This window comes from Pseudomonas sp. MYb541 (assembly GCF_037479595.1).
Lineage (GTDB): Bacteria > Pseudomonadota > Gammaproteobacteria > Pseudomonadales > Pseudomonadaceae > Aquipseudomonas > Aquipseudomonas canadensis.
The window spans coordinates 53395-69120 of the sequence record NZ_JBBGYS010000014.1 but is presented as its reverse complement, the minus strand read 5'-3'; the positions used below and the strand labels follow the sequence as shown (position 1 = coordinate 69120).

14 protein-coding genes are annotated in these 15726 nt (G+C 60.9%); 5 read left to right on the top strand and 9 right to left on the bottom strand.

What is annotated here, in order from left to right:
• Window positions 1-47: 47 nt before the first annotated feature.
• On the bottom strand, window positions 48-968 hold the full coding sequence (locus WH299_RS10980; protein ID WP_028618456.1) for a LysR substrate-binding domain-containing protein: 921 nt from the start codon (window positions 966-968) through the stop codon (window positions 48-50).
• Window positions 969-1120: 152 nt separating this feature from the next.
• Here WH299_RS10980 and WH299_RS10975 point away from each other — a divergent pair, with 152 nt between their 5' ends.
• Complete coding sequence (locus WH299_RS10975) at window positions 1121-2518, top strand: NorM family multidrug efflux MATE transporter (protein ID WP_122729853.1); 1398 nt, start codon at window positions 1121-1123, stop codon at window positions 2516-2518.
• A gap of 52 nt (window positions 2519-2570) precedes the next feature.
• Here the strand turns inward: WH299_RS10975 and WH299_RS10970 are convergent, their stop codons facing one another.
• On the bottom strand, window positions 2571-4235 hold the full coding sequence (locus WH299_RS10970; RefSeq protein WP_122729855.1) for a putative bifunctional diguanylate cyclase/phosphodiesterase: 1665 nt from the start codon (window positions 4233-4235) through the stop codon (window positions 2571-2573).
• A gap of 255 nt (window positions 4236-4490) precedes the next feature.
• Between WH299_RS10970 and rep the strand changes: the two genes are divergently transcribed.
• Both rep and WH299_RS10960 read left to right on the top strand, forming a co-directional pair.
• Window positions 4491-6500, top strand: coding sequence for a DNA helicase Rep (gene rep, locus WH299_RS10965; protein WP_028618459.1), 2010 nt, complete (start codon window positions 4491-4493; stop codon window positions 6498-6500).
• 58 nt (window positions 6501-6558) lie between these two features.
• Window positions 6559-7131 carry a xanthine phosphoribosyltransferase gene (locus WH299_RS10960; protein WP_010207474.1) on the top strand — a complete coding sequence of 191 codons (573 nt, stop codon included), beginning with the start codon at window positions 6559-6561 and terminating at the stop codon, window positions 7129-7131.
• Between the two features lie 83 nt (window positions 7132-7214).
• Here the strand turns inward: WH299_RS10960 and WH299_RS10955 are convergent, their stop codons facing one another.
• The 6 genes from WH299_RS10955 to dadA all read right to left on the bottom strand — a co-directional run bounded on the left by WH299_RS10955 (window position 7215) and on the right by dadA (window position 13310).
• Window positions 7215-9137: an acetyl-CoA hydrolase/transferase C-terminal domain-containing protein gene (locus WH299_RS10955; RefSeq protein ID WP_339550263.1), complete on the bottom strand. Its 1923-nt coding sequence runs from the start codon at window positions 9135-9137 to the stop codon at window positions 7215-7217.
• Between the two features lie 133 nt (window positions 9138-9270).
• Window positions 9271-9684 carry a c-type cytochrome gene (locus WH299_RS10950; RefSeq protein WP_016975909.1) on the bottom strand — a complete coding sequence of 138 codons (414 nt, stop codon included), beginning with the start codon at window positions 9682-9684 and terminating at the stop codon, window positions 9271-9273.
• A 181-nt stretch (window positions 9685-9865) separates the two neighbouring features.
• Window positions 9866-10414, bottom strand: a complete 549-nt coding sequence (locus WH299_RS10945) for a cupin domain-containing protein (RefSeq protein WP_003176893.1) — start codon at window positions 10412-10414, stop codon at window positions 9866-9868.
• A 116-nt stretch (window positions 10415-10530) separates the two neighbouring features.
• Entirely contained in the window at window positions 10531-11604 is a 1074-nt protein-coding gene (gene alr, locus WH299_RS10940; protein WP_339550262.1) for an alanine racemase, read from the bottom strand.
• 79 nt (window positions 11605-11683) lie between these two features.
• The gene (locus WH299_RS10935; RefSeq protein WP_028618462.1) at window positions 11684-12037 is read right to left on the bottom strand and encodes a RidA family protein; all 354 of its coding nucleotides are present in this window, start codon (window positions 12035-12037) and stop codon (window positions 11684-11686) included.
• Window positions 12009-13310: a D-amino acid dehydrogenase gene (dadA, locus tag WH299_RS10930; protein WP_016975912.1), complete on the bottom strand. Its 1302-nt coding sequence runs from the start codon at window positions 13308-13310 to the stop codon at window positions 12009-12011. Before dadA ends, WH299_RS10935 begins: the two co-directional genes overlap by 29 nt.
• A gap of 156 nt (window positions 13311-13466) precedes the next feature.
• Here dadA and WH299_RS10925 point away from each other — a divergent pair, with 156 nt between their 5' ends.
• A complete protein-coding gene (locus tag WH299_RS10925) occupies window positions 13467-13955 on the top strand; it encodes an Lrp/AsnC ligand binding domain-containing protein (protein ID WP_003176896.1) in 489 nt (162 codons plus the stop codon).
• Window positions 13956-13963: 8 nt separating this feature from the next.
• Here the strand turns inward: WH299_RS10925 and WH299_RS10920 are convergent, their stop codons facing one another.
• On the bottom strand, window positions 13964-14317 hold the full coding sequence (locus tag WH299_RS10920) for a YkgJ family cysteine cluster protein (RefSeq protein ID WP_028618464.1): 354 nt from the start codon (window positions 14315-14317) through the stop codon (window positions 13964-13966).
• A gap of 115 nt (window positions 14318-14432) precedes the next feature.
• Here WH299_RS10920 and WH299_RS10915 point away from each other — a divergent pair, with 115 nt between their 5' ends.
• Window positions 14433-15725 (top strand): NAD(P)/FAD-dependent oxidoreductase, encoded by a 1293-nt coding sequence (locus WH299_RS10915; RefSeq protein ID WP_323622924.1) that lies wholly within the window; start codon window positions 14433-14435, stop codon window positions 15723-15725.
• The last annotated feature ends 1 nt before the right edge of the window (window position 15726 follow it).

Below are 15726 nucleotides of genomic sequence, written 5' to 3'. Positions count from 1 at the left end.
ATCACAGGGGTATCGCGCAAACGATTGCACGAACGGTCTGCGAGCACTCAATCGAGGCGTTCGACTGGCGGCAGTTCCATCGCCTTGACCTCGGCCTGCAGAAACTCCGCCAAACGCCTCAATCGCTCGCCGCCTGGGCGGGTTTTCGGCCACACCAGGTAATAATTTTCGCCACTGGCGACCGCCGTCGGCCAGGGCAGGCTCAGCCGCCCCTGCGCCACATCTTCGGCCACCATCAGCAAGTCGCCCATGGAGACGCCGTAACCTCGCGCGGCGGCGATCATGCCCAGTTCGAGGGTGTCGAACACCTGTCCGCCCTTGAGCGACACCTGGGATGACAAGCCCATGCGCTCCAGCCAGTTGCGCCAATCGCGACGGTCAGGCGTGGGGTGCAGCAGTTCGGCGGTGGCCAGGCGCGCCGCATCCCAGGGCCCATCCTCCAGCAGATTTGGCGCACCTACGGGGATCAGCAATTCCGGGAAAAGATAACTGGCCTCCCAATCCGCCGGAAAATGCCCGTAGCTCAGCAGCACCGCACAGTCGAACGGCTCCTGGTTGAAATCCACCTCGTCCACACTCATCCAGGCGCTGGTCAGTTGCACTTCGTTGCCTGGCTGCAACGCCCGGAAACGGCTGAGCCGCGCCAACAGCCAACGCATGGTCAGGGTGGACGGCGCCTTCATGCGCAGGATGTCGTCTTCGGCATTCAAGGTATGGCAGGCCCGCTCCAGCGCGGCGAAACCTTCGCGCACGCCGGGCAATAGCAGGCGCGCCGCTTCGGTGAGCTGCAAGGTGCGGCCACTGCGCTGGAACAGGCGGCAGGCGAAGTGCTCTTCCAACGTGCGGATATGTCGGCTCACCGCACTTTGCGTGATCGACAACTCCTCCGCCGCGCGGGTGAAGGAGTTGTGCCGGGAAGCGGCCTCAAAAGCCCGCAAAGCGTAAAGAGGAGGAAGACGACGGGACATAGGGAAGGCTCCGACAGCGCAATGCGCAAACCCTACCAGAATCGAACAGGTATGAGTTTTAATCATGTGAACGATCGCATTTATCCCTTTGTGCAATGTGCTGAGAGCGCCGAGAATCAACCCTTCCCCAATCCTCCGATTTCTCGAGTGTGATGATCATGCAACATCCGGCACGTACCGAACTCTGGGCCATTCTGCGGTTGTCAGGGCCGTTGATTGCCTCGCAGTTGGCGCACATGCTGATGGTGCTGACCGACACCCTGATGATGGCGCGCCTGAGCCCCGAAGCCCTGGCCGGTGGTGGCCTGGGCGCAGCGAGCTATTCGTTCGTGTCAATTTTCTGCATCGGCGTGATTGCCGCCGTGGGCACGCTTGTCGCCATCCGTCACGGCGCCGGTGATATCGAAGGGGCTACCCGCCTTACCCAGGCCGGACTGTGGCTCGCCTGGCTGATGGCCTTGGCGGCTGGCTTGCTGCTGTGGAACCTCAAGCCGCTGCTGCTGATGTTCGGCCAGACGGAAACCAACGTGCAGTCGGCCGGGCAATTCCTGACGATCCTGCCGTTCGCGCTGCCCGGTTACTTGAGCTTCATGGCCTTGCGCGGCTTTACCAGCGCCATCGGCAAAGCCACTCCGGTGATGGTCATCAGCCTCGGCGGCACAGTACTGAATTATCTGCTCAACCACGCACTGATCGAGGGCATGTTCGGCCTGCCCAAGCTCGGCCTGATGGGCATCGGCTTGGTCACCGCCATCGTCGCGAACGGCATGGCACTGGCGCTGATGTGGTACATCCGCAGCAACCGCGCCTATGCCGCCTACCCACTGGCCCCCGGCCTGATGCGCCTCAATACCCAGTACTTGCGCGAGTTGTGGCGCCTGGGCCTGCCGATTGGTGGCACCTATGCGGTGGAGGTCGGGTTGTTTGCCTTTGCGGCGCTGTGCATGGGCACCATGGGTAGCACGCAGTTGGCGGCGCACCAGATCGCGCTGCAGATTGTGTCGGTGGCGTTTATGGTGCCGGCGGGGATGTCTTACGCGGTGACCATGCGCATCGGCCAGCATTACGGCGCCGGGCAGTTGCTGCAGGCACGCCTGGCCGGGCGTGTCGGCATAGGATTTGGCGCAGCGGTGATGTTGGGATTTGCCGCCATGCTGTGGCTTTATTCCGACCCATTGATCGGACTGCTCATCGACCATAACGACCCGGCGTTCCACGACGTGATCGTCCTGGCCGTCAGCCTGCTGGCCGTGGCGGCGTGGTTCGAGTTGTTCGACGGCGTGCAAACCATCGCCATGGGCTGCATTCGCGGACTCAAGGACGCCAAGACCACCTTCCTGATCGGGGCGGGCTGCTATTGGCTGATTGGGGCACCGTCGGCCTGGCTGATGGCCTTCACCCTGGGCTGGGGGCCGACCGGCGTATGGTGGGGCTTGGCCCTGGGCCTGGCGTGCGCGGCAGTCAGCCTGACCTGGGCGTTTGAAGCGAAAATGAAGCGGATGATTCGTCAGGAGCCGGAACCTCACCAGGCACTCCACACCGCGCATTAACCTGTAGGAGCCGGCTTGCCAGCTCCTACAGTTGACTGGGTTCGCAACCCGTTCACCCCAGCAAGGCCTGCTGGCTTTTCCCGAACGTCAGGTACTCCACCAACTCCGGCAACGGCAGCGGCTTGCTGATGAGGTAACCCTGGGCCTGGTCGCAGCCAAACAACCTCAACAACGCCAACTGCTCCGGCGTTTCCACGCCTTCGGCGACCACTTCCAGATTGAGGTTGTGCGCCAGATTGATCATCGCGTGCACCAACTTGCGGTTCTCTTCACGCTCTTCCATGCCACCGACAAAGCTCTTGTCGATCTTCAACAGAGCAATCGGCAGGCTGTTGAGGTGCACGAACGATGAGAAGCCGGTGCCAAAGTCATCCAGGGAAAACCGCACGCCGAGGCGGCCGAGGGCGTCCATGGTCTGCTTGACCAGGTCGCTGCGGCGCATCACGGCGGTTTCGGTGAGTTCAAACTCCAGCCACTGCGCCTCCACGCCCCGCTCGGCAATCAGCCGACTGAGGGTGGAGAGCAACTGGCTGTCCTGGAACTGGCGGAACGACAGGTTGACCGCCATGTGCAGCGGCGGCAGGCCACGTTCGCGCAGGTCCTGCATATCGCGCAGGGCGCGGGAGATGACCCAGTAGCCCAACGGCACGATCAGGCCGCTTTGCTCGGCCAGGGGCACGAACTCACTCGGCGGCAACAGGCCGCGCTCGCCATGCCGCCAGCGCACCAGGGCTTCAAGGCCGACGATGTGCCCGTCGTCCAGATCCAGGCGCGGTTGGTAATGCAGCTCCAGTTCGTCACGCCGCAAGGCGCGGCGCAATTCACTTTCCAGGTCGGCCAGGCTGCGCGCGTTGCGGTTGATGCGTTCGTTGAAAATATGAAAGGTGCAGCCCTGGGTGCTCTTGGCCTGTTGCATGGCGATATGCGCGTGCCACATCAGCGGGTCGGCACCGGCGCGGGCGCGGGCATGGGCCACGCCCAGGCTGCAGCCGATCAGCAGGCTCTCGCCATCCACCCAATAAGGTTCGGCCATGACTTCGGTGATGCGCTCGGCCATCCACTCGGCACGCTGGGGCGCGCGGCGGGTGTCGATCAATAGGGCGAATTCGTCGCTACCCAGGCGCGCCAGTTGGTCCCCGACCTCAAGCTGGCTTTTGAGCCGCGAAACCACTTGCAGGATCAACCGGTCGCCGGCCTGGTGGCCGAGGGCGTCGTTGGCGTGGCGAAAATTGTCGAGGTCCAGATGACCAAGGGCCAGGCCACGGCCTTCGTTCTCGGCCAGCCGCGCGGCGAGCAAGGTCTGGAAACCCTGGCGGTTGGCGATGCCGGTCAGCGGGTCCTGTTCGGCCAGGCGTTGCAGGGTGTTTTCCAGCACACCGCGCTCGCGGACGTGGCGCAGGCAGCGGCGCACTGTATCGGCATCCAATACATCCCGTACCAGCCAATCACTGACGCCAAGCGGCGAAACCAACGGTTCCTGCTCCAGCAGCAATACGCACGGCAGGCTGCAGCGACCAGGGCCGGGTTGGAGGCTGGGCGTGGTCAACAGCACGGCGCTGTGGTCGTCATCGAACAGACGGCTCACGGACTCCCAACTTGGTGCGCTGATCAGCACAGCCCCATCGCCCATCGGCGCCAGGCACTCGCGCAACAACGCTGCCCACGCCGGCTCATCGGCCAGCAGCAGCAAACGCAAGGGTTCGACAGGCGTAGACAAGCTAGCTCCCTAGACTCTGCAAAATTTCGTGGCGGCGGGCATTATGACGCGCGGCCGGATAATCACCAATGATAGGGGTTATCAAACACGCGAACTGTAAACATTAGTCGCAAACAACCCCGACATCCTGCGGCAAAGTATCAAAACCGGCAAATTTAGATCGAGCGGTACGTCACACTGTCGTTCTGACAGAGCAGAATCCTGCGAGCCTGTTAAAATGCCCGCCCTTTTGAACAACGACTCCTGAAATTCCGTATGTCCCGACTCAATCCCCGGCAGCAAGAAGCCGTGAACTACGTCGGCGGCCCTCTATTGGTGCTCGCCGGTGCAGGCTCCGGCAAGACCAGCGTGATCACCCGCAAGATCGCGCACTTGATCCAGCAGTGCGGCATCCGCGCCCAGTACATCGTCGCCATGACCTTTACCAACAAGGCGGCGCGGGAAATGAAAGAGCGCGTCGGCACCCTGCTCAAGGGTGGCGAAGGCCGTGGCCTCACTGTGTGCACCTTCCACAACCTGGGGCTGAACATCATCCGCAAGGAGCATGTGCGGTTGGGCTACAAGCCGGGCTTCTCGATCTTTGACGAGACCGACGTGAAGTCGCTGATGACCGACATCATGCAAAAAGAGTACGCAGGCGACGACGGCGTGGACGAGATCAAGAACATGATCGGCGCCTGGAAAAACGACCTGATCCTACCCGCCCAGGCGCTGGAAAACGCACGCAACCCCAAGGAACAGACCGCCGCCATCGTCTACACCCACTACCAGCGCACGCTCAAGGCGTTCAACGCGGTGGACTTCGACGACCTGATCCTGCTGCCGGTGAAGCTGTTCGAAGAACACGCCGACATCCTCGAAAAATGGCAGAACAAGGTGCGCTACCTGTTGGTGGACGAATATCAGGACACCAACGCCAGCCAATACCTGCTGGTGAAAATGCTGATCGGCAAGCGCAACCAATTCACCGTGGTCGGCGACGATGACCAGTCGATCTACGCCTGGCGCGGCGCCCGCCCGGAAAACCTGATGCTGCTCAAGGACGATTACCCGTCCCTGAAAGTGGTGATGCTGGAGCAGAACTACCGCTCCACCAGCCGCATCCTGCGCTGCGCCAACGTGTTGATTTCGAACAACCCCCACGAGTTTGAAAAACAACTGTGGAGTGAGATGGGCCACGGCGACGAGATCCGCGTGATCCGCTGCCGCAACGAAGACGCCGAAGCCGAGCGCGTGGCCGTGGAAATCCTCAGCCTGCACTTGCGCACCGACCGGCCCTACAGCGATTTCGCGATCCTGTACCGCGGCAACTACCAGGCCAAGCTGATCGAGCTGAAATTACAGCATCACCAGGTGCCGTATCGCCTGTCGGGCGGCAACAGCTTTTTCGGACGCCAGGAAGTGAAAGACCTGATGGCCTACTTCCGCCTGATCGTAAACCCGGACGACGACAACGCCTTCCTGCGCGTGATCAACGTGCCGCGCCGTGAGATAGGTTCCACCACCCTGGAAAAACTCGGTAACTACGCCACCGAACGCAAGATCTCGATGTACGCCGCCACCGACGAAATCGGCCTGGGCGAACACCTGGACACGCGCTTCACCGATCGCCTGTCGCGCTTCAAGCGCTTCATGGACAAGGTGCGCGAGCAGTGCGCCGGCGAAGACCCGATCAGCGCCCTGCGCAGCATGGTCATGGACATCGACTACGAAAACTGGCTGCGCACCAACAGCTCCAGCGACAAGGCCGCGGATTACCGCATGAGCAACGTCTGGTTCCTGATCGAAGCACTGAAGAACACCCTGGAAAAAGACGAAGACGGCGAAATGACCGTCGAGGACGCCATCGGCAAGCTGGTGCTGCGCGACATGCTCGAGCGCCAGCAGGAAGAGGAAGACGGCGCCGAAGGCGTGCAGATGATGACCTTGCATGCGTCCAAGGGTCTGGAATTCCCCTACGTGTTCATCATGGGCATGGAAGAGGAAATCCTCCCGCACCGTTCCAGCATCGAAGCCGACACCATCGAAGAAGAACGCCGCCTGGCCTACGTGGGCATTACCCGCGCGCGTCAGACGCTGGCCTTCACCTTTGCCGCCAAGCGCAAGCAATACGGCGAAATCATCGATTGTGCCCCCAGCCGGTTCCTGGACGAACTGCCGCCGGACGACCTGGCCTGGGAAGGCAATGACGACACCCCGACTGAGGTGAAGGCCGTTCGCGGCAACACCGCCTTGGCGGATATACGCGCGATGTTAAAGCGCTAGAATCGACTACTTTTTAATCTACTTTCGGCGCGCACCGCGCCATTAGAGGAAGCTTTCCGTGGAAGCACTGCACAAGAAAATTCGCGAAGAAGGCATCGTGCTTTCCGATCAGGTACTCAAGGTCGACGCCTTTCTGAACCACCAGATCGACCCGGCACTGATGAAACTGATCGGCGACGAATTCGCCGCACTGTTCAAGGATTCGGGCATCACCAAGATCGTCACCATCGAAGCCTCCGGCATCGCCCCGGCGATCATGACGGGCCTGAACCTGGGCGTACCGGTGATTTTCGCACGCAAGCAGCAATCCCTGACCCTCACGGAAAACCTGCTGTCGGCGACGGTGTATTCCTTCACCAAGAAGGTCGAAAGCACCGTGGCGATTTCCCCTCGCCACCTGACCAGCAGCGACCGCGTGCTGGTGATCGATGATTTCTTGGCCAATGGCAAGGCGTCCCAGGCGCTGATCTCGATCATCAAGCAGGCCGGCGCGACCGTCGCCGGTTTGGGGATTGTGATCGAGAAGTCGTTCCAGGGTGGTCGTGCGGAGTTGGACGCGCAGGGATACCGAGTGGAATCCCTGGCACGGGTCAAATCCCTGGCCGGTGGCGTAGTGACCTTCATCGAATAATCACGCCTGGCGGTATTTTTGTAGTGAGCGAGCTTGCCTCGCGCGGGGCAAGCCCGCTCACCACAAAAGCCCGGCGCTGCTGGCTAATTCGCGGTGGCCTGCAGGCCAGCGAGCAACAGCCGCTGATACAAATCTTCTTTTAGCCCATCGGGCTTATCCAATCGCATCCGCTCCAGATGCTTGGGAAACACCTCCGGCTCCGGCGCATCCAACGCCGCCTTGCCCAACTCCAAAATCTCCGTCAGCTTGAATTTGCTCTTGAGCCAGTTCAGCGCGCGCAACAAATCCCGCTCTTCATCCGTAAAATCGCTGCCCAGCGGATACTCCGGAAACAGCCGACGATGGCGCGCTTGAATCGCCTGTAGCCGCTCGGGCGTGTTATCGGCAAAACGCGGGTCCAGCTTGAAATCCTTGGGCAACTTGCCGGCCTTCTGCGCCTGTTCGATCAAATCATCCTGGAAGCGTGAGTCGGTGATATTGAGCAACGCCTCGATCACCTTGGCATCTGTCTGCCCGCGCAAGTCAGCAATGCCGTACTCGGTGATAACAATGTCCCGCAGATGCCGAGGAATCGTGCAGTGGCCATAGTCCCAGACGATATTGGAGCTGACCTCCCCCGCCGACTCCCGCCAGCTGCGCAGGATCAGGATCGAACGCGCACCTTCCAGCGCATGGCCTTGGGCAACGAAGTTGTACTGCCCGCCCACGCCGCTGAGTACACGGCCATCCTCTAACTGATCGGCCACGCCTGAGCCGAGCAACGTCACCATGATCGCGCTGTTGATAAAGCGCGCATCCACGCGCTGCAGGCGCTTGAGTTCTTCCTGGCCGTACAGTTCGTTGATGTAGCTGATGCGGGTCATGTTGAATTCGAGGCGTTTGGCATGAGTCATTTCCTGCAGGCGCTGATAGAAACTTCTCGGGCCGAGGAAAAAACCACCGTGGATCGAAATGCCATCCGGCTGTGCGGCGTCATTCAGTAAGCCGGCATTGGCCTGTTCCTGTGTCGCCACGTCGGGGTAGACCTTGCGGCGGATAATCCCTGCGTCCGCCAGCACCAGCAGGCCGTTGACGAACATTTCGCTGCAACCGTAAAGGCCACGGGCGAACGGGTCGACGCCGCCTTCGTGACTGATCAGCGGCGCCCACTGGTAGACGTCCAAGTCAGTCAGCAACAACCGATAGGCTTCGTTATCCGCCTGGCGCGCGAGCAGCGCGGCGGTCAGCGCATCGCCCATGGAGCCAATGCCAATCTGCAAGGTGCCGCCATCACGCACCAGGGTGCTGGCATGCAGGCCGATAAAATGGTCCTGGAAGCCGACGGGCATGTTCGGCGTGGAGAACAATGTGGTGCTGTCTTTTTCATCGATCAGGTAATCGAAAGCATCCATGCCCAGCTCGGAGTCCCCAGGCATATAGGGTAAATCGCTGTGGACCTGGCCGACGATCAGCACGGTTTCACCGGCATCACGGCGCTTGGCGATCATCGGCAACAGGTCAAGGGTGATATCCGGGTTGCAGCTCAGGCTCAGGCGATCCGGGTGTTCGCTGCTGCTGGCGACTAGCTGCGCGACCAGGTTCAGGCCCGCTGCGTTGATGTCGCGGGCAGCGTGGCTGTAGTTGCTGCTCACGTAATCCTGCTGCGCCGACTCGCTGTGCAGCAAGCTGCCCGGCTGCATGAAGAACTGCTGCACATGGATATTTTTCGGAAGGCTGTCTTTGTGCAGATCGGCCAGGAAATCCAGCTCGGGATAATCGCCAAACACCCGCTCGATAAAGGGTTCGAGAAAGCGCTTCTGCAAACCATCGCCCATCGTCGGCCGGCCCAGGCTCAGCGCGGTGTAGATTGTCAGTGCCCGCTCCGGCAACTTGGCGACGCGCCGGTACAGCGCGTTGGCAAACAGGTTCGGCTTGCCCAAGCCCAACGGCATGCCCATATGGATATGCGCCGGCAACCGTTTCAGTACATCGTCAACTGCTTGCTCGATTGAACACAACTGCACCATCCGACCCTCCTGAACATTCCATGATTAGGGGTTGGACCGAGCTTGCCGGGTCTTTGCTGCAAAGAACAGCGCTGAAACACAAATCACGGGTACAAAAAAGCCGCTCGAAAGCGGCTTTTTGGCGAAGATCGGTTTATTTCAAGCCGGACATCTTCTCGATCGCACCTTTGAGGTCGTCATCTGAGCAGTCGGAGCAGGTGCCTTTGGGTGGCATGGCATTGATGCCCGTAATCGCCTTGGCCAGGATGCCATCCAGGCCGCCTTGATGGTCGGCGCGTTCTTTCCAGGCAGCGGTGTCGCCGATTTTTGGCGCACCTAACAGGCCGGTGCCGTGGCAAGCGTTGCAATGCTTGGCGATGATCTCATCCGGCGTCTTCGCAGCGCCGCCGCCTGCGGCGACCGCCACTTCCATGCCCTTGCACTCCTGGCCCTGGACACACACCTGGCCGACAGGCTCCAGGCGCTTGGCAATGTCATCATTGGTCGCAGCTTGAGCGCTGACAGCCCATAGGGCCAGTACGGTTGCTGGTGCAGCCAGCATTTTCATAATTAGGTTCACGCGTTCACCCTCAATGGTGGCTATTCACGCCTGCGGCCACGGTTTCGCAGGCGGCGAAAGTATAACGGTTAGCCCGCCCGGCCGAAACAACCCTATTAAATAAAGGGAGATTCGGCTTCACGGATACAACTACGGGAGTCTCTGCAACGCTGGCAGGACGCCTCTTTTCTTAAAAGTTCGCGGGTGTGGCTGCGCTGATTAGTCGCGCCGGCACGTCGAACGGATTGCGAAAACGATGGGGCTTGGTACTTTCAAAGTAGTAGCTATCGCCCGCTTCAAGCACAAAAGTTTCAAGACCGACCACTAACTCCAGGCGACCTTCCACCAGAATCCCGGTTTCTTCGCCTTCGTGAGTGAGCATTTCTTCGCCCGTGTCGGCGCCCGGTGGGTAGATTTCGTTGAGAAACGCAATCGCCCGGCTGGGGTGAGCCCGGCCTACCAGTTTCATGGTGACGGCGCCGTCAGAGATGTCGATCAGCTCATTGGCTTTATAGACGATCTGAGTCGGTATTTCCTGGAGGATCTCCTCGGAAAAGAACTCGACCATGGACATGGGGATGCCGCCCAGCACCTTGCGCAAGGAGCTGATCGAGGGGCTGACGCTGTTTTTTTCGATCATCGAAATGGTGCTGTTGGTGACACCCGCACGCTTGGCGAGCTCGCGCTGGGAAAGACCCTTCAGTTTACGGATGGATTGCAGTCGTTCGCCGACGTCCAATGCAGGAGCCTCCTAGGATTCAGGCTTTGTTGTAATTGAGCGTTATCATGGCGACAGCGTTCAGTATTTACAACACTTGGGCCTAAATCCCGGGCGGTTGTGTTCGTACCGGACGATCAAGCCCCGGAATAGAGCCTTGGCACTCGGCGCAGGTTGCAAAACAGCTGGTAAGGAATGGTCTCGGCGGCGACCGCGACGTCACTGGCGAGGATGTTTTTACCCCACAGCTCCACCGTGGAACCGAGCCCCGCCTGAGGCACGTCCGTCAAGTCGATGCACAGCATGTCCATGGACACGCGGCCCAGCAAATGGCTGCGCTGCCCCGCCACCAATACCGGCGTACCGGTCGGCGCGTGACGCGGGTAGCCATCGGCATAACCCATGGCAACCACGCCGACGCGCATCGGCTTGGGCGTGATGAATTTGGCGCCGTAACCCACCGGCTCACCAGCCGGCAGTTCACGCACGCAGATCACCTTGGACTCCAAGGTCATCACCGGCTGCAAACGCGCGGCCACGGCCTGGTCTTCGCCAAACGGCGTGGCGCCGTAAAGCATGATGCCGGGGCGCACCCAGTCGCTGGACACATTCGGCCAGCCCATCACCGATGGCGAATTGCGCAGGCTGACCTCAGCCGACAAGCCCTGTCGCGCCGCCTCGAACACCGCTACCTGTTCATCGCTGCGCACACAGTCGAGTTCATCGGCGCGCGCGAAGTGGCTCATCAAAACGATCTTGGCGACTTTGCCACTGGCCAGCAGGCGTTGGTAAGCCTCCTGATAATCCTTCGGATGCAGGCCAACACGGTGCATGCCGGAATCGAGTTTGAGCCAGATAGTCAGCGGTTTGCTCAGCTTGGCCTGTTCGATCGCATCCAACTGCCACAGCGAATGCACCACGCACCAGAAGTCATGCTCGATGATCAGTGGCAGTTCGTCGGCCTCGAAAAAACCTTCCAGCAACAGCACCGGCGCACGAATCCCGGCGGCACGCAGCTCCAGGGCTTCCTCGATACACGCCACCGCAAACCCATCCGCTTCGCCTTCCAGCGCCTGGGCCACGCGCACGGCACCGTGCCCGTAGGCATCGGCCTTGACCACGGCAAGGGCTTTGGCCGCCGTGACTTCACGGGCCAATTGATAGTTGTGGCGCAGGGCTTGGAGGTCGATCAGGGCACGGGCAGGACGCATGGCGGCAGGCTTCTAGGCGGCAAAGTGAAGAAAAACCGGCACCGACCGACAACGTCGGCACCGGGAGAGGGATCTGGGTTTAAGGCAAGGCCGCCACGACGGACAGCTCTACCAGGATTTCCGGTTCGCACAGCTTGGCTTCAACGGTGGCGCGGGCGGGCGCAACACCCTTGGGCAGCCACTTGTCCCACACCGCATTCATGCCGGCGAAATCCGCGTCGATGTCTTTCAGGTAGATCGTCACCGACAGCAGCTTGCTCTTGTCAGTGCCAGCCAGGTCGAGCAAACGCTCGATATTGGCCAGGGTTTCACGGGTCTGCTGCTCAATCCCGGCGTTCATGTCGTCGCCGACTTGCCCGGCCAGATACACGGTACCGCTGTGGACAACGATCTGGCTCATGCGCTCATTGGTGAGCTGGCGCTGGATTGACATGTTGTGCGGACTCCTGGTGGTTGCCATAACGGGAAATATCGAGGCCTTCGGCACTGATCTGCGGGGTTTTCTTCGCCATCAGGTCGGCCAGCAAGCGACCGGAACCACAGGCCATGGTCCAGCCGAGGGTGCCGTGGCCGGTATTCAGGAACAGGTTCTTGAACGGGGTGGCACCGACAATCGGCGTGCCGTCGGGCGTGGTCGGACGCAGACCGGTCCAGAAACTGGCTTCGGTCAAATCGCCGCCCTGAGGATAAAGGTCGTTGACGATCATCTCCAGGGTTTCGCGCCGACGTGGATTCAACGACAGGTCAAAACCGGCTATTTCAGCCATGCCACCGACGCGGATGCGGTTGTCGAAACGGGTGATCGCGACCTTGTAGGTCTCGTCGAGAATGGTCGAAGTCGGCGCCATCGCCGGGTTGGTGATCGGCACGGTCAGCGAGTAACCCTTGAGTGGGTACACCGGCGCCTTGATCCCCAGCGGCTTGAGCAATTTCGGCGAGTAACTGCCGAGGGCCAGCACGTAGCGGTCGGCGGTTTCCAGCTTGCCATCGATCCACACGCCGTTGATGCGGTCACCGGCATAGTCGAGGCGCTGGATGTCCTGTTCAAAACGGAATTCAACGCCCAGCTGCTTGCACATGTCGACCAGGCGGGTGGTGAACATCTGGCAGTCGCCGGTCTGGTCGTTCGGAAGGCGCAAGGCGCCCGCGAGGATATCGGTGACGCTGGCCAGGGCCGGCTCGACGCGGGCAATGCCCGCGCGGTCGAGGACTTCGAACGGCACGCCGGACTCCTTCAGCACAGCGATGTCCTTGGCCGCACCATCCAGCTGCGCCTGGGTGCGGAACAGTTGGGTCGTCCCGAGGCTGCGGCCTTCGTAGGCAATGCCGGTTTCTGCGCGCAGTTCGTCGAGGCAGTCGCGGCTGTACTCGGACAGACGCACCATGCGCTCCTTGTTCACGGCATAACGGTTGGCGGTGCAGTTGCGCAGCATCTGCGCCATCCACAGGTATTGGTCGATATCGGCGGTGGCCTTGATCGCCAGCGGGGCGTGGCGTTGCAACAGCCATTTGATGGCCTTGAGCGGCACGCCCGGCGCAGCCCATGGGGACGCGTAGCCTGGGGACACCTGGCCGGCGTTGGCGAAACTGGTTTCCATGGCAGCGGCGGGCTGACGGTCGACGACCACCACTTCAAAGCCGGCCCGCGCCAAATAGTAGGCACTGGTCACACCAATGACGCCGCTACCCAAGACCAGAACGCGCATTTTTATATCCTCATCGCGGGCATGGCCGCTGACGTGTGTTATTCGAGCAATGATGAGCGCAGTTTAAAAAACAATTGCCAGTGCATTTCACTATATAACTGCCTATATTTGGCGACAATTCTCGGCAAAAACCCTTTTCACAGAGGCGTATCCCCTATGCGTACCAACACCCAGACCAAGCGGGAGCTGGACAAGATCGACCGCAACATCCTGCGCATCCTGCAAACCGATGGGCGTATTTCGTTCACGGAGCTGGGGGAAAAAGTCGGGCTGTCGACCACGCCCTGTACCGAACGTGTGCGCCGGCTGGAGCGCGAAGGGATCATCATGGGTTACAACGCGCGGCTCAACCCGCAGCATTTGAAGGGCAGTTTGCTGGTATTTGTCGAGATCAGCCTCGATTACAAGTCCGGCGACACCTTTGAGGAGTTTCGCCGCGCGGTGCTGAAACTGCCCCATGTGCTGGAGTGCCACCTGGTATCAGGTGACTTCGATTACCTGGTAAAGGCACGGATTTCCGAGATGGCGTCGTACCGCAAACTGCTGGGCGATATCCTGCTCAAACTGCCCCATGTACGGGAGTCCAAGAGCTATATCGTGATGGAAGAGGTGAAGGAGAGCCTTAACCTGCCGATTCCGGACTGAAGAGCGGGCTAAACCAAAACCTGCCGCGTGCTCGCCATGTACTCATGGATCTGCTTCTCCACCCGCGGATGAATCAGCTCCACCGGACGCCGCCCATTCGGGCACGGCAAGGCCTTGGTGGTGCCAAACAGCCGGCAGATCAACGGTCGCTCGTCGTACACCGTGCAGCCGTTGGGGCCCAGGTGCACACAGTTCAGTTCATCCATGGCCGCATCTTGCTCGGCGGCGGTCTTGCGCGGCAGGCGCGACATTTCCTCGGGTGACGTGGTCACCGGCCCACAGCAGTCGTGGCAACCGGGGACGCACTCGAACGAAGGAATCTGCCGACGCAGCGCGCTGATTTTCTGACTGTTGCAACTCATCGAAACACATACCGAACGGCGAATAGGCGTGGATTCTGCCGCAAAACGCCCTGCGCAGACAGCTTCATCCGACCACTGTATCCTGCGTCAAATTTTCCAAACAGGGATGCTCCCCATGACTGCCAGCGCCCGGCACACCCCGTCCTATTACGCCGCCAGCAGCGTGCCGCAACCCGATTACCCAGTGCTGACCGGCGAAGTAACGGCCGATGTATGCGTGGTGGGCGGCGGTTTTTCCGGGCTGAACACGGCGCTTGAGCTGGCCGAGCGGGGTTTCAGCGTGGTGTTGCTGGAGGCGCGCAAGATCGCCTGGGGCGCCAGCGGACGCAACGGCGGCCAGTTGATCCGTGGCGTCGGCCATGGCCTGGACCAGTTCGCCAATGTGATCGGCACCGATGGCGTGCGCCAGATGAAGCTGATGGGCCTGGAAGCCGTGGAGACCGTGCGTGAGCGCGTCGAACGCTTTCAGATTCCCTGCGACCTGACCTGGGGCTACTGCGACCTCGCCAACAAGCCTCGCGACCTGCAAGGCCTGGCCGCAGACGCCGAAGAGCTGCGTGGCCTGGGTTATCGCCACGAAGTACGCCTGTTGCAAGCCAACGAGATGAGCAGCGTAATCGGTTCGGACCGCTACGTGGGTGGCATGATCGACATGGGTTCCGGTCACCTGCACCCGCTGAACCTGGCCCTTGGCGAAGCCGCCGCCGCGCAGCAACTAGGCGTGAAGCTGTTCGAGCAGTCTGAAGTCACCCGTATCGACTACGGCCCCGAAGTCAACGTGCACACCGCCCAGGGCAACGTGCGCGCCAAGACCCTGGTGCTGGCGTGCAATGCTTACCTCAATGGCCTCAACCCACACCTGAGCGGCAAAGTGTTGCCCGCCGGCAGCTACATCATCGCCACCGAGCCGTTGAGCGAAGTGCAGGCTGCCCACCTGCTGCCGCAGAACATGGCGGTGTGCGACCAGCGTGTCACCGTGGATTACTTCCGACTGTCCGCCGACCGTCGCCTGCTGTTCGGCGGCGCTTGTCACTACTCCGGTCGCGATCCGAAGGACATCGGCGCCTACATGCGTCCGAAAATGCTCCAGGTTTTCCCGCAATTGGCTGACGTTAAAATCGATTATCAATGGGGCGGCATGATCGGCATCGGCGCCAACCGTTTACCTCAGATTGGCCGCCTGGCCGACCAACCCAACGTTTATTACGCCCAGGCCTACGCCGGCCATGGCCTCAACGCCACCCACCTGGCGGGCAAGTTGCTGGCCGAAGCCATCAGTGGCCAGCAACAGGGGCGCTTCGACCTGTTCGCCCAGGTGCCGCACATCACCTTCCCCGGCGGCAAGCACCTGCGCTCGCCGCTGTTGGCACTGGGGATGCTCTGGCATCGCCTCAAAGAGCTGGTGTGAT

Coding starts and splice junctions, on each gene's coding strand:
- WH299_RS10980 (WP_028618456.1), bottom strand. CDS start 968: ATGTCCCGTCGTCTTCCTCCTCTTTACGCTTTGCGGGCTTTTGAGGCC.
- WH299_RS10975 (WP_122729853.1), top strand. CDS start 1,121: ATGATCATGCAACATCCGGCACGTACCGAACTCTGGGCCATTCTGCGG.
- rep (WP_028618459.1), top strand. CDS start 4,491: ATGTCCCGACTCAATCCCCGGCAGCAAGAAGCCGTGAACTACGTCGGC.
- WH299_RS10955 (WP_339550263.1), bottom strand. CDS start 9,137: ATGGTGCAGTTGTGTTCAATCGAGCAAGCAGTTGACGATGTACTGAAA.
- WH299_RS10950 (WP_016975909.1), bottom strand. CDS start 9,684: ATGAAAATGCTGGCTGCACCAGCAACCGTACTGGCCCTATGGGCTGTC.
- alr (WP_339550262.1), bottom strand. CDS start 11,604: ATGCGTCCTGCCCGTGCCCTGATCGACCTCCAAGCCCTGCGCCACAAC.
- WH299_RS10935 (WP_028618462.1), bottom strand. CDS start 12,037: ATGTCAATCCAGCGCCAGCTCACCAATGAGCGCATGAGCCAGATCGTT.
- dadA (WP_016975912.1), bottom strand. CDS start 13,310: ATGCGCGTTCTGGTCTTGGGTAGCGGCGTCATTGGTGTGACCAGTGCC.
- WH299_RS10925 (WP_003176896.1), top strand. CDS start 13,467: ATGCGTACCAACACCCAGACCAAGCGGGAGCTGGACAAGATCGACCGC.
- WH299_RS10920 (WP_028618464.1), bottom strand. CDS start 14,317: ATGAGTTGCAACAGTCAGAAAATCAGCGCGCTGCGTCGGCAGATTCCT.
- WH299_RS10915 (WP_323622924.1), top strand. CDS start 14,433: ATGACTGCCAGCGCCCGGCACACCCCGTCCTATTACGCCGCCAGCAGC.